The sequence below is a fragment of the Pseudomonas sp. S3_C06 genome (assembly GCF_054667675.1).
The window spans coordinates 1,087,745-1,100,633 of the sequence record NZ_CP162747.1; the positions used below are offsets into that span (position 1 = coordinate 1,087,745).

Consider the following 12,889-nt stretch of genomic DNA (forward strand, 5'->3'; position numbering starts at 1 on the left):
AGCGGTCGGTATTCAGACCTCGAACTGGTGATACACCTTGGCAATGACCTTCCAGACACCGTCGATTTTGATCAGGGTCAGGTAGTCGTTGTAGTCGGCACCAATTGCATCCGTTTCCATGTCCACACGTACCACCGCAGTGGTCGGGGTGATCGCCAGCACGTCGAGTCGCGTGCTGATTTCGGGGGCTGCGCCGTTCTTCTCGACAAAGTCGAACAGGTTCTTGATCGGGCCGCCGAGCAGTTCGCCGTTGGTGAAACCGTACATCACTGCCTCTTTATGGAAGGCTTGAGCGACGCCTTGCGCGCTGCCAATGCGCAGGCCTTCGACGTATTGATTGGCGGTCGCGATCACAGCGTTGTATTCAGCCGTCGGTACGGCTTTGATGTTCTTGGACATGGTTGTTTCCTATCGTTGGGGGTGAGTGACAAAGGCTGCCGGGAGCCGGGGTTGGCACTCGGCAGCGGGAGTAACCGACGTTCACCAATCCTGGCGCGTCGGCGAAATGATCAGGTCGTTGACGGTGACGTTTTCCGGCTGGTTGAGCGCGTAGATCACGGCACGGGCGATATCGTCAGGCGCAATGGCGATGCGGTTGAGTTCCTGGGCGGCCTTGCGCCCTTCTGGATCACTGACCTTGTCCGCCCAGCCGGTATTGATAACGCCGGGGCTGACCGTGTTGACGCGGATGCCGTGCTGCACGCCCAACTCCTTGCGCATGGACTCGGTCATGGCCTGCACGAAGAATTTGGTGGCGCTGTAAACACCCGCCGCCGGCCCGACCTGATGGCCGGCCACCGAGTCCATGTTGAGGATCTGCCCGGACTTGTGCTCGAGCATCATTGGCAGCACGGCTGCTGTGGCATTGAGATAGCCCTTGATGTTGACGTCGATCATCTTGTCCCAATCCGCCACAGCCAGATCGACCCAGTTGGAGAACAGCATCAGCCCGGCGTTATTCACCAGAATGTCGACAGCGCCATAGGTGTCCTGCGCGAATCTGGCGAGCGCCCGGGTTTGATCCGGCCGGGTCACATCAGTGGTAAAAGCGGCCACGTCGTGACCGGCTTCACGCAACTCGGCGACGAAGGCTGCCAGACCCTGTTCATCCAGCGCGGCAGCAACGACGCGAACGCCGTGTGCTGCCAGCGCACGAGTGGTTGCCGCCCCGATACCGGACGATGCGCCGGTGACGATGGCGACTTTGTTGTGCAGATAGTTCATGTTCCGTTCCTCTTTACAGTGAATGCGATTGCGTCCGGGCAGTCATTCAGGCGTTGGCGGTTGGCCAATCGATGTAGCCTTTGGCGCCCCCGCCGTAGTAACTCTCACGCGGCGCAATGGTCAGTTCGAGACCGCGCCGCAGACGTTCCACCAGATCGGGGTTGGCAATAAACAGGCGACCAAACGCCACCGCGTCGATGCGGCCCTGCGCCCGACGCTCAAGCGCCATCGCCAGGTCATAGTTGTTGTTGCCAATGAACGCGCCTTCGAACTGCGCACTCAGTGCGTCCAGGTCCACGCCCGCGGGCACGGTTCGAGATGTGGCAGTGGCACCTTCGACGAAATGCAGGTAGGCCAGATTGAATCGATTGAGTTGCTGGATCAGGTACCCGTATGTCGCCATGACGTTGCTGTCGGGCGGCGTATTGCCGGCATCGGGCGTTACAGGTGAAAGGCGGATACCGACGCGGTCGCTGCCCCAGATCGAAACCACCGCTTCAGTCACTTCCAGCGTCAGCCGCGCACGGTTTTCGATGGAGCCGCCATACCGATCGGTGCGCTGATTGGTCGAATCGCGCAGAAACTGGTCGAGCAGATAACTGTTGGCAGAATGCACTTCCACACCGTCGAAACCGGCGCGCTTGGCGTTCTCGGCAGCCAGTTTGTACTGCTCGATGATTCCCGGAATTTCCGAGGTCTCAAGCGCACGCGGCATCGACACTTCGACAAAACCTTTCTCGGTGTACGTGCTGCCCTCAGCCTTGATCGCCGAAGGCGCGACCGGTGCCTGGCCATTGGGCTGCAACTCGACACTGGAGAAACGCCCGACATGCCACAACTGGCTGACGATTTTTCCACCCGCGGCGTGTACAGCATCGGTGACTTTCTTCCACCCGGCGACCTGCTCTTGCGACCAGATTCCCGGGGTCATCGCATAGCCGCGCCCCTGAGCGGAAATGTTCGTCGCTTCGGCGATGATCAAGCCTGCACTGGCGCGCTGGGCGTAGTACGTCGCGTGCATTTCATTCGGCACGCCGTCTTCGGCCATCCGGCTGCGGGTCACCGGTGCCATGACAATCCGGTTGGCTAACTGCAGCGCGCCCATGGCCATGGGCGAAAAAAGGTCGGTATCACCAGCGTTATCAATCATAAGCACTCCAAATCAATAGACCGGTCGTCTAGTAAAAAGACCCAAAAAAACGCCCCTGTGCCAGCGGGCGTGCACTCGTCAAAAGTGCGATTGCAAAAGCGAATGTCCGCGAAAAACTCACACTTCGGCTGCGGTACGAGCACGTGAGGGTTCAAGCGCAGCCCTTTCCCACTTGGCAATCACCAGCGGTGCGATGGCATTGCCCAATACATTCAGCGTGGTCGTGCCGCTGTCGATGATCCTGAAAATACCTGCGATCAACGCCACACCCTCTAAAGGAAGACCGGCTGAAGCCAACGTTGCGGAGAGGATGATGATGGCAAACCCGGGCACACCCGCCGCGCCTTTCGAGGTCAGCACCATCGTCACCACCAGCAGGATCTGCTGCGACAGGGACAGGTCGATGCCATAGAGTTGCGCCACGAAAATCGTCGCCACGCCGAGGAAAATCGAGGCACCGTCCAGATTGAAGGCATACCCGACCGGTACCACGAAACTGACAATCCGACGCGGTACACCGTAACTCTCCAACCGAGTCATCAACTGCGGCATGACGGCGGCCGATGCGGCACTCGAGAACGCCAGAATCAATTCACTGCGAAAGTAGCGGATCAATTTGAAAATGTTCTCGCCAATCAAGTAGCAAATGCCACCGAGTATCACCAAGGCGAAGACCACCAGAGCCAGGTAAACCACACCAATCAACTTGAGCAGCGGCAACAGCGAGGCAAACCCAAACGTCGCGACAGTCGCGCCGATCATGCCGAAGACACCTATCGGCGCGTAGGCCATGACCATTGAGACCACTTTGAACATCGCGTCGGAAATGCTCTGAACCAGCGCGATTGCAGGTGCACTTTTCTCTCTCGGCAGCGCATTCAGGGCGAGGCCGAACAGCACGGCGAAGAACAGCACCGAGAGCAATTTCGCTTCCGACATCGCCACCAGAACATTGTCCGGCACGATGTTCTGCAGGATCACCAGTGCGCCTTTTGATGGCTCCATGTTGATCGACGCCGTGCCGTGGGACAGGCCGGAAATATCGGTGCCGGTACCCGGCTCGAAGATATTTGCGAAACACAGGCCGACCACAATCGCCAGCGCGGTTATCGCAAAGAAATACCCCAGCGACTTGATGCCCATGCGGCCAAACGACTTGTTATCGCCACCGCCGGCAATGCCCAGAATCATGCAACAGAACACAATCGGTACCACCACCATCTTCATCATCTTGATAAAGATGTCGCCCAGAGGCTTCAGGATCTCCACACTCACCCACGTTTGATACTGCGGATGGGTATTGAAATACCAACCGACGAGCACGCCAAGCAACAGCCCGGCAACGATTTGCCACACCAGGGGAATACGTTTCATGTCTAGCCTTCTTGTTGGAATGAAAGGTCTGCGCTAAGGGCAGTTGCTAGAGTCATGAGCTTCCAGCTCACTTGAGACCGAATGGCACAACCGGGTTGTGCCATGACGTTTGTCACTTGGCGAAGAGCTGGCTCATATCCTTGAAAGCCTTGAATTCCAGAGCGTTGCCGCATGGATCAAAGAGAAACATGGTGGCTTGCTCGCCAACCTGCCCCTGAAAACGAATGTACGGTTCGATCACAAACTCGGTGCCAAAGGACTTCAGGCGTTCGGCCAAGGCTTCCCACTGTTGCCAGCCCAGAATGATGCCGAAGTGCGGAACCGGAACGTCGTGACCGTCGACCGGGTTGCTGTGAACACTTTCCTGGGACGCGGTTTTCGGGTGTTCGTGAATGACCAGTTGGTGGCCATAAAAATCGAAGTCGACCCACTGAGTACTGGAGCGCCCTTCTTCAAGACCAAAGACTTCACCGTAAAAGGTGCGCGCTGCAGCCAGATCGTAAACGGGGATAGCGAGGTGGAAAGGCGAGAGGCTCATCAGAACTCCGATCATATTGTTGTGGGTTGGCGAACATTCCTACCGTCATCGGCGCCTTGGGTTCAGCCGCTGCCGGGGTATGGGAAACATCCTAGGACGGAAAACCAAACATAAAAATCAATATATATTTCTTAGAAACACAATTAATATTTGTGAATGATCAAAGAACTGAAGACACTTATCGCCGTCGCTCGCGAAGGTACTTTCGCTGCAGCAGGCAACAAAATCGGCCTCACGCAGGCCGCCGTCAGCGCACAGATCCAGCGCCTGGAAGCAGAACTCGGCTTCGAGCTTTTCGACAGAAAGGGGCGCTCGGCACACCTCAACAAAATGGGCCAGCAGATCCTCCTGCAGGCGCAAGAACTGCTCAGGCTCTACGACAGCCTCGGTTCGACAACGGTGGGATTGCCGCCCAGCGTGCTGGTCAACATTGGCGCGATTGCTTCGGTGCAGCGCTCTTACTTGCCTGACGCGCTGGCAAAGTTTCACCAGCACTGCCCGCAATGCCGATCCCGGGTAGTGCCGGGCTTGTCGATGGAACTGGTCAACCTGGTGGATGTTGGCGAGATCGACATGGCCGTGATCATCCGCCCACCCTTTTCACTGCAAAGCGACCTGCGCTGGACAACGCTGGCACTGGAGCCTTACCGATTGATCGTGCCCCGTGACGTGCCGGGCGATGACTGGTCCCAGTTGCTGTGCAGCCAGCCGTTCATTAGATATGACCGATCTTCCTTTGGCGGCAGGCAGGTCGACCGCTTTTTGCGGCAGATGCATTTCACACTGCGTGAGGTCTGCGAACTGGATGAGCTGGAAGCAATTATCAAACTGGTCGAAAACGGTGTCGGCGTGGCGTTGGTGCCGCAAACGGCGCCCGACTTTGCATGGCCTGCCGGTGTGCGGGTGCTCGACCTCGGGCAGCACACTTTCCACCGTGATATCGGACTGGTGCACCGGTCGCGGCAGACTTTTACAGAACCTGTGCGGATGCTGGCTGAACTGATCAGTGCTCAGGTGAAGATGGGGTATGAGTGAGGCCTTCAAAAAACAATCATTAACCGCATCAATAACAACCATTGATTCAATGAAGTTCTCTTATCAGGCTCGCGGCGTAAGATCGGCTCCAGACCTAACCACTACCCCACGGAGCACACACTCATGAAACGCCAAGCCCTTTTCAGCATCGCTTTCTCACTGTTCGCCCTGAATGCTTTTGCCGCTGAACCTGCCACCCAGACCGACCCACTGTTCAGCGACGCAGTCGCCGAAGGCGGTTCAGACCGTCTGCTCGAACGCCGCGCCGTCTGAATGCAGCGCTTCAGCGCAGTCACCGAAGAAAGGCCCGACCTTACCCGTCGGGCTTTTTTCGTTTGGCAGCGCTGCGCACCTGCCCTGCTCTGCCGGAAAGTTTTCCTCCTCGATCGGCTCGATCACCTAACCTCATAGACTGTGTGATCCATTCGAGCCGCCTCACCCATGCGCAACACATTGAACTCGTTGTTTTTTGTCGTATTCATGCTGCTGGTTGGCGGCAGTCCGCCGCTGTGGGCAGCCGACTTGCCGGCGCCGGTAACCACCGCTGCCGCGCCGTTGCCGGTGATTTCGCAAAGCGATCTGCAGGCCTTGCAACAGCGCCTCGATGGCCTCAAACAACAGATTTCCGCCGCGAACAACTACAACCAGCTCGAAGGCCCGCAGGATCGGGTGCAGTCATTCATTCTGGATGTCGACCGGTTGTCGGCGGCGTTGTTGCCGCAGCAGGCGCAACTGGCCGTGCAGCTAGGGGTACTGGGGGCCGCGCCGGACGCTGATCTGGCGGCGGAGCAGGCAGACATCGTCGCGCAACGGGCATCGCTGGCCGAGCAGAAGAACAAGGTCGACGGCACGCTGAAGAGTCTGGCGGCGCTGAAGCAGAGCGCAGCGGATCTGATTACGCAGATCGCCGGCATCCGTCGCACACTGCTGGAAAGTGAGCTGACGCTGGGCACTGACAGCGTGCTGAGCCCGAGTTTCTGGTCGCCACTGGTGAGTCCGACCGAGGATGATCGTCAGCGTCTGCGCTTTTTCGTCGCGCAGGTGCGCGACACATGGGCCACCGTGTGGGCCCCGGGCCAACGCGTCTACACCAGTGTGCTGATGGCGTTGGCGCTGATCATCTGGACGTTCGGGCGCAGGCTGGCTGAACGCGGTCTGACCTGGGTGTGCATTTACCGCATGCCCGAGGGACGTCTGCGCCGCAGTGCGCTGGCGTTCGCCTCAGCGCTGGCGACCATTGCCACCACCGGCATTGCCTTGCAGTTGCTGTTCTACGCCTGCACCCGCCACCAACCGTTACCCCCTGTGCTGGAAACGTTTTCCGAAGAGTTCGAGAAGGTTGTATATGCCTGCGTGCTGATCACCGGGCTAAGCCGCGCGTTGCTGTCGACCGAACATCCCTCGTGGCGCCTGCCGGCGATTGCCGATCAGGTGGCGCTGGCGCTCAGACCCTACCCGCGCATCTTGTCCTGCACGCTGCTGGTGCTGGTGACGCTGGTGCAGGTCAGCAATGCCACCGGCATGAGCAGCCAGATCGTGATCGCCGGGCGCGGGGTCATTTCGATCGTCGTGCTGGCGATCGTGACGGTCCTGCTGTTGCGCGTCGGCAAAGTGCGCAAGGCACTGGTCGCGGCCAATGATGCCTCGGCGGCCAACAGCACATTTGCCGGGGTGATTTACACCATCGCGAGCATCTCGATGTTTGTCTCGGCGATTGCCCTGCTCACCGGCTACGTATCACTGGCACGGTTCATCAGTTATGAGCTGGTGTGGGCGTACATTGTCTTGTCGGGTTTCTACCTGCTGATTCAATTGGTCAAGGACGTCTGTGAGCATGTGTTTTCACCCCGCCATGCGAGCGGCAAGGCGCTCAAACAGCTGCTCGGCATTGGTGATCGACGGCTTGATCAGATCGAGATTCTGCTGTCGGGTTTCAGTCGGGCAGCGCTGCTGTTGCTGGCGGTCATCGCCCTGTTTGTCGGCGGCATCGGCACCACGCTCGGGCAACTGGCGAGCAACATCATGGCGATCCTCGGCGGTGCCGGGCTGCGCAAGCTGAACATCGTCCCCGGCCACCTGCTCAATGCCGTGCTGGCGCTGATGATCGGTATCTGGCTGATCCGCGCCCTGCGCCGCTGGCTCGACAATGAGTTCCTGCCCAAGACCGACATGGACCCGGGCATGTGCGCCTCGCTGAGCACGCTGTTTTCCAACATCGGTTATGCCTTTGTGATTCTGTTGACGCTGTCGTCGCTGGGCGTGCAGTGGACCAATCTGGCGTGGATCGTCAGTGCGCTGTCGGTGGGCATCGGCTTTGGTTTGCAGGAGATCGTGAAGAACTTCGTTTCGGGTCTGATTCTGCTGACGGAACGGCCGGTGAAGGTCGGCGACTTGATCAGCATCAGTGGTGTGGAAGGCGACATCCGCCGCATCAACGTGCGCGCCACGGAAATCCAGCTCAGCGACCGCTCGATCGTCATCGTGCCCAACTCGCAACTGATCTCGCAGAACCTGCGCAACGTGACGCTGGGCGGCAGCGCGCAAGGCGTGGCGGGACTGGAACTCGTGTTCCCGCTGGACATCGATCCTGAAGAGGTCAAAGAGCTGTTGCTCAACACCTACCGGGAGAACGAAACCATCCTTGATAAACCGGCGCCGTTCGTGCGCTTCAGCAAATTGTCACCGGACGGGATTACCTTGTCGGTGACCGGTTATGTGGGCAGTCCGAGGATTGTCGGGGTGACCAAAAGTGATTTGCTGTTCGAGATTCTCAAGCGGCTGGGTGCGGCAGAGATTGCGTTGGCGAAACCACCGGCGAGTGGGTAATGAATCGGTGAAGCTGTGGCATGGAATATTTTCGCTGTCTGAAAAATCGCTTTCGCGAGCAGGCTCGCTCCCACATTTTTTGCGCGGTGAAGGGTTATTCCCGAAGCGCCTATATGCCTGCCTTTTAGGTCTTTATTGGCGGTCAGAGCGCAACCTTATACTCGAGCGGTTTACTCATCGTTCAATAAGGATGTTCCATGCCTCGACGTCTTCTACTGGCTGCACTGTTCATCGCAGTCGCCGGTTGCGCCAGCCCTCCTCCCGCCTCTGTTCACACCCACGATCCAGCCAGTTCCACTCTGCAAGGCGACGCCGCGCGTCCTGCGCAGGCGCAGTGGATTCGCACCGAGTTGTACTTTTCCGTTGGTTCGATCGATGGCAAGGACGGTGCAGTCAGCCCGGCGCGCTGGCGTGACTTTCTTGATCAGGAGGTGACGTCGCGGTTTCCTGATGGATTCAGTGTGCTTGATGCATATGGGCAGTGGCGGGATAAGGGCGCGAAGGAGCCTGAGCGCTTGAGCACCAAGGTGATTGTGATTTTGCATGAGAACAGCGCGAAGAATGGGGCCAGCATCGAAGCGATTCGACTGGCTTACAAGCGTATTACCGGGGACTTGTCGGTGCTGCGGTTGTCGCAGCCGGCGGAGGTGTCCTTCTAGAATCAGAAGCCCCTCACCCTAGCCCTCTCCCCGAGGGAGAGGGAACCGATCCGGGGATATTGGAGACGTACGCCGACCTGTATTTGCTTCTCTGAATCCATAATCGACTCGTTCTTTCAGGTCGATGTATCACGCAAGACAACTCGGTCGGCCCCCTCTCCCTCCGGGAGAGGGCTGGGGTGAGGGTTCGCTTTTAAACGGCTCAACCCGGCCAATAGCACGGCACCAACCAGCAACACCGCAATCCCCAAAAACGCGCCAACCCCCACCACCGTCACGCTGGAATACAGCATGTACAGGCACAACCCGAAGAACAACAACGGCAACAGCGGATACAACGGCACCTTCACCGGCCTCGGCACCTCGGGAAAGCGCCGTCGCAGAATGATCAGCGCCACGCTGCTCAAACTCAGAAACAGCCAATAGACCGGTGTCAGGTACTCGACCATGGTGTTGAAACCGCTCTGAGTAAAACTGCCAAACAGCACCAGCAACAACGCCACCGCACCTTCCGCCAGCAACGCTTTGCGCGGCACACCATGCCGGTCATCCCATTCGCCGAATCTGCGCAGTTGCGGTACATCGCGCGCAGCAGCGTAAGTGGTACGGGCGCCCACCAGCAGGGTCGAGTTGATGGTCGCAATCGCCGCGATACCGACCATCAGCAAAATCAGCATCACACCCGGTGCACCGAAGGCTCGGTTCAACAACTCAACGGCCGGCGCATTGCTGGCGGCCAGTCCAGCGAATCCCAAGCCCTGAACGAACGCCCAATTGAGCGCCAGATAGATGGCCATCAACACGCTCAGCGCACCGAGCATGGCGATGAAAATCCCGCGCCGGCCATCACGCACTTCCGCCGATAACGTCGCCGCATCGCTCCAGCCGCCAAATGCCAGAAAGACGAAAATCATCGCCGCCGAGAACCCGGCCATGCCGGTGTTTTGCGCGACGGGCGCAAGACTCGGCGCAGGCGCTTCGATGCCTTGCCAAGCCAAAAAAACGCCGGCACTGGCAATGCTCAAAAAACCTAGCGCCAGCAACCCCACCAACAAGGTTTGGGTGAGAAAGCCAATGTGCTTTCCAGTGAGATTGAGCAGTACCAGCGCCGCAATCACCGTCCCGGCAAACAACCCCGAGCCGTACTGACCCAGCGGCACCACCGCATTGACGTAATCGGCAAACATGAACGCCGACAAAGCAATCCACCCGGTGTGCATCACCGAAAACCGCGACCAGGCGAACAGGAATCCCATGCGCTCGCCATACGCCGTGCGCAGAAAGTGATAATCACCGCCCGGGTGCGGAAACGCCGTGGCCATCTCGGCAAAACACAGTGCGCCAATCATCGACGCGACACCGCCCAGCACCCACACCAGATAGAAATGCTCTGGCCCGACGTTGAGGGCCACGGTCGGCGCGGTTTTCAGAATATCGGTGGTGATCACCATGCCCAGCGTGATCAGCAACGCCTGAAACACCGGCAGATGCCGCCCCGGTCCCGCGTCAGAAACCATAGGTGGCGCGGGCGTAGTAGTAGGCGCCGTTAGTGCCGATCGGCGAGAGCACGTCGTACGGCAGGTTGCCGCCGTAGTTGATCGCCGAACCGGAGCGTTCCGGGTAGTTGTCGGTGAGGTTGTTGCCGCCCACGGCAATGTTGAATTTCGGGGTGAATTTGTAAGCCACTTCGGCGTCCAGCTGCCACACGGCACCGTAGGTTTGCTCCGGTTGCGAATCGCCGAAATCGAAGACTCGGGTGGTCTCGCCCTGGCGCGTCAACCTCCCAAGCAGGCCCCAGTGTTCGCTGGCCCAGTTGGCGGAAAAGATGAAGCGATCCTTCGGCGCTGCGTCGGTCAGGGTGTTGGTTTCTTCGACGCCAACAAGTGCATCATTGCCGATGCCCAGCGCCGTCAGTTGCGACGGCGTGCCTTTGGTGCTGGTGACTTTGGTGTGGTTGTAGGTGTACGCGGTGGTCAGGCCCAGTTGCCCTTCGTAGAACGGCTGGTGGTAGTTGAGCACCAGTTCGGCGCCGTCGGTGCTGGTGTCGGCGGCGTTGGTGAAGAAGTTGACGTCGTGCACGCCAGCAACGCCGAAGTTGTCATTGATGTAGTTTTCCAGCGCATCGCTGCCAATGCGTTGCGACAGGGTGATGCGGTCTTTGACGTCGATGCGGAACACGTCCAGCGAGGCGTCGAAGCGTTCGTTCAACTGAAAGGTCAGGCCGAGGCTGAAGTTCTTCGAGGTTTCCGGATCAAGCTTCTCGGCGCCCAGTGCGCGGGCGATCGGGTCGTTGACCGAGAGCACGCGGATGTCAGTCAGCGTGCCGCCATCGCCGAAGTTGCTGGTGGTGTTCTGGAAGCCGCTTTGGGCCAGCGACGGTGCGCGGAAGTTGTTCGATACCGCACCGCGCAAGGCCCATTGCTCGGTGAGCTTGTAGCGACCGCTGAGTTTGCCGGTGAGTTTGCTGCCGGCATCGTCGTAATGCTCCCAGCGGGTGGCGGCGTCGACAAAGAAGCGATCAGTGAGATCGCCGGACAACTCGGCGTAAGTGCCGAACACGTTGCGATCCAGATCCGACTCTTCGCTCGGGCGCAGGCCGTTGGCGCCGTCGGCTCCGGAGCCGATGTAGGAGGCCTCGTCACCGGCATAGGTGAGGTAGTTTTCGTAGCGGTATTCACCGCCGACCGCCAGTACGAACGAGCGCTCGCCAAGACGCAGTTCGCGGCTGAAATCGAGGTTGGTGGTGGTCTGGCGCAGTTCGTAATCGCCGGTGTCGAACTTCGTGGGTGAGTCTTCACCGAGGCTGGCGTTGAGCGTCTGCCGGGTCGAGCCATCGAAGCGGTTGCGACCGTGGGTGATGCTGCTGTCGAAATCCCACTCGTCTCCGAGCAGGCCTTTGAAACCGGCGGTGGCGGAGATGTCCTTGTTGTCGCCGAGCGATTGCGGCAAGTAGCCGTTGGGGTAGAACTGCGGCTGTTCATACGGGTAGCGATAGAACTCGGCGCCGGTGGTGTGGCGCTGGTTATAAGTACCGAAGCTGTAAGCCTTGCCGCCGGCCAGCGGCAGTTCGCTGTTGAACCAGAGGTTGACGTCGCGCGCGACGCCGTCGCCCATCACATAGTTGCGCTGGCCGGGGGTGTCGGCAAAACCGTCGAAACCGGCGCGGTTGGTCGGGTTGCGATCTTTGTATTCGGTGCCGCCGCGGATAAACCCGCCCTCTTCGCCCAGGCGCGTGCCGATCTTCGCAGTGGTCACGCTGTTCTGGCCGTCGGTGGTGGTCTTGTCGATAGCGTCCTGATGGGTGTGATAAGCGCCATAACTGGTCGACACTTCGCCGCCCTCGGGGGCGTCGTCGAGAATGATGTTGATCACCCCGGCAATCGCGTCTGAGCCGTACTGCGCGCCGGCACCGTCACGCAGCACTTCGATACGTTTGATCGCGCTGAGCGGGATCGAGTTGAAGTCGACCGGCGCAGTACCGCGACCAATCTTCGACGAGTCGTTGACCACCGCTGAGGTGTGGCGGCGCTTGCCGTTGACCAGCACCAGCACCTGATCCGGGCTCATGCCACGCAGTTGCGCGGCGCGCACATGGTCGGCGCCGCCGGAGTTGGACTGACGCGGCAGGCTGAAGGATGGCAACAGCGTCTGCAACGCCGCGCCCAGTTCACCATCAGCGGCGCCGGCGGATTTGAGGTCTTCGGCGGTGAGCACGTCGACCGGCACCGGCGAATCGAGCACGGTGCGCGAAGTGCCACGGGTGCCGGTGACCAGCACGGTACCGAGGCGGGATTCGCTGTCGGCGCTGACGGAAGTTTCTTCGGCGTTAGCGGGAAGTTGCCAAATAGCGGACACGACAGCGGCCGCCAGTAATGAACGGGAACGGTAATGCATATAACAGCTCCTTGAATCGCAGTTAATACCCGGCCGTTACCGACAATAAAGTTCGGCAAGCAATGCGCGGCAATGTCTGCTGTAGTTTTGGATTTCTGGAAGGCAGTAAAGCTTTTTTACGGTGAGTTGCAGTTTCCCCAGCGTGAGACGTTTCCCCTTGAAAGCCGATGCTAGACGAGCTGCCGCAAC

Annotated in this window: 11 protein-coding genes; 4 read left to right on the forward strand and 7 right to left on the reverse strand. The window is 59.3% G+C overall.

Annotation, left to right across the window (positions count from 1 at the left end):
• Window positions 1-12: 12 nt before the first annotated feature.
• The 5 genes from AB4N44_RS04715 to AB4N44_RS04735 all read right to left on the reverse strand — a co-directional run bounded on the left by AB4N44_RS04715 (window position 13) and on the right by AB4N44_RS04735 (window position 4,286).
• The gene (locus tag AB4N44_RS04715; RefSeq protein WP_077572513.1) at window positions 13-399 is read right to left on the reverse strand and encodes a nuclear transport factor 2 family protein; all 387 of its coding nucleotides are present in this window, start codon (window positions 397-399) and stop codon (window positions 13-15) included.
• 81 nt (window positions 400-480) lie between these two features.
• Window positions 481-1,224: an SDR family oxidoreductase gene (locus AB4N44_RS04720; RefSeq protein WP_150750976.1), complete on the reverse strand. Its 744-nt coding sequence runs from the start codon at window positions 1,222-1,224 to the stop codon at window positions 481-483.
• Between the two features lie 46 nt (window positions 1,225-1,270).
• On the reverse strand, window positions 1,271-2,374 hold the full coding sequence (locus tag AB4N44_RS04725; RefSeq protein WP_127928387.1) for an alkene reductase: 1,104 nt from the start codon (window positions 2,372-2,374) through the stop codon (window positions 1,271-1,273).
• Between the two features lie 117 nt (window positions 2,375-2,491).
• The gene (locus AB4N44_RS04730; protein ID WP_127928389.1) at window positions 2,492-3,748 is read right to left on the reverse strand and encodes a cation:dicarboxylate symporter family transporter; all 1,257 of its coding nucleotides are present in this window, start codon (window positions 3,746-3,748) and stop codon (window positions 2,492-2,494) included.
• A 112-nt stretch (window positions 3,749-3,860) separates the two neighbouring features.
• The gene (locus tag AB4N44_RS04735; RefSeq protein WP_026000724.1) at window positions 3,861-4,286 is read right to left on the reverse strand and encodes a VOC family protein; all 426 of its coding nucleotides are present in this window, start codon (window positions 4,284-4,286) and stop codon (window positions 3,861-3,863) included.
• A 156-nt stretch (window positions 4,287-4,442) separates the two neighbouring features.
• Here AB4N44_RS04735 and AB4N44_RS04740 point away from each other — a divergent pair, with 156 nt between their 5' ends.
• The 4 genes from AB4N44_RS04740 to AB4N44_RS04755 all read left to right on the forward strand — a co-directional run bounded on the left by AB4N44_RS04740 (window position 4,443) and on the right by AB4N44_RS04755 (window position 8,806).
• Window positions 4,443-5,321 (forward strand): LysR family transcriptional regulator, encoded by an 879-nt coding sequence (locus tag AB4N44_RS04740; RefSeq protein WP_127928391.1) that lies wholly within the window; start codon window positions 4,443-4,445, stop codon window positions 5,319-5,321.
• A gap of 123 nt (window positions 5,322-5,444) precedes the next feature.
• Window positions 5,445-5,594: a hypothetical protein gene (locus tag AB4N44_RS04745; protein WP_460110009.1), complete on the forward strand. Its 150-nt coding sequence runs from the start codon at window positions 5,445-5,447 to the stop codon at window positions 5,592-5,594.
• Between the two features lie 168 nt (window positions 5,595-5,762).
• Window positions 5,763-8,147, forward strand: coding sequence for a DUF3772 domain-containing protein (locus AB4N44_RS04750; RefSeq protein ID WP_460110007.1), 2,385 nt, complete (start codon window positions 5,763-5,765; stop codon window positions 8,145-8,147).
• A 197-nt stretch (window positions 8,148-8,344) separates the two neighbouring features.
• Complete coding sequence (locus AB4N44_RS04755; RefSeq protein WP_460110004.1) at window positions 8,345-8,806, forward strand: DUF3574 domain-containing protein; 462 nt, start codon at window positions 8,345-8,347, stop codon at window positions 8,804-8,806.
• Between the two features lie 116 nt (window positions 8,807-8,922).
• Here AB4N44_RS04755 and AB4N44_RS04760 read toward each other — a convergent pair whose 3' ends face one another.
• Window positions 8,923-10,323 (reverse strand): APC family permease, encoded by a 1,401-nt coding sequence (locus tag AB4N44_RS04760; protein WP_460158185.1) that lies wholly within the window; start codon window positions 10,321-10,323, stop codon window positions 8,923-8,925.
• The gene (locus AB4N44_RS04765) at window positions 10,313-12,700 is read right to left on the reverse strand and encodes a TonB-dependent receptor plug domain-containing protein (RefSeq protein ID WP_127928401.1); all 2,388 of its coding nucleotides are present in this window, start codon (window positions 12,698-12,700) and stop codon (window positions 10,313-10,315) included. The genes AB4N44_RS04760 and AB4N44_RS04765 overlap by 11 nt, the downstream gene beginning before the upstream one ends.
• Between the last annotated feature and the right edge of the window lie 189 nt (window positions 12,701-12,889).

Excerpts from the sequence above, each read along its gene's own strand:
- AB4N44_RS04750 (WP_460110007.1), top strand. The coding sequence starts at position 5,763 with ATGCGCAACACATTGAACTCGTTGTTTTTTGTCGTATTCATGCTGCTG.
- AB4N44_RS04730 (WP_127928389.1), bottom strand. The coding sequence starts at position 3,748 with ATGAAACGTATTCCCCTGGTGTGGCAAATCGTTGCCGGGCTGTTGCTT.
- AB4N44_RS04755 (WP_460110004.1), top strand. The coding sequence starts at position 8,345 with ATGCCTCGACGTCTTCTACTGGCTGCACTGTTCATCGCAGTCGCCGGT.
- AB4N44_RS04765 (WP_127928401.1), bottom strand. The coding sequence starts at position 12,700 with ATGCATTACCGTTCCCGTTCATTACTGGCGGCCGCTGTCGTGTCCGCT.
- AB4N44_RS04760 (WP_460158185.1), bottom strand. The coding sequence starts at position 10,323 with ATGGTTTCTGACGCGGGACCGGGGCGGCATCTGCCGGTGTTTCAGGCG.
- AB4N44_RS04740 (WP_127928391.1), top strand. The coding sequence starts at position 4,443 with ATGATCAAAGAACTGAAGACACTTATCGCCGTCGCTCGCGAAGGTACT.
- AB4N44_RS04715 (WP_077572513.1), bottom strand. The coding sequence starts at position 399 with ATGTCCAAGAACATCAAAGCCGTACCGACGGCTGAATACAACGCTGTG.
- AB4N44_RS04735 (WP_026000724.1), bottom strand. The coding sequence starts at position 4,286 with ATGAGCCTCTCGCCTTTCCACCTCGCTATCCCCGTTTACGATCTGGCT.
- AB4N44_RS04725 (WP_127928387.1), bottom strand. The coding sequence starts at position 2,374 with ATGATTGATAACGCTGGTGATACCGACCTTTTTTCGCCCATGGCCATG.
- AB4N44_RS04745 (WP_460110009.1), top strand. The coding sequence starts at position 5,445 with ATGAAACGCCAAGCCCTTTTCAGCATCGCTTTCTCACTGTTCGCCCTG.
- AB4N44_RS04720 (WP_150750976.1), bottom strand. The coding sequence starts at position 1,224 with ATGAACTATCTGCACAACAAAGTCGCCATCGTCACCGGCGCATCGTCC.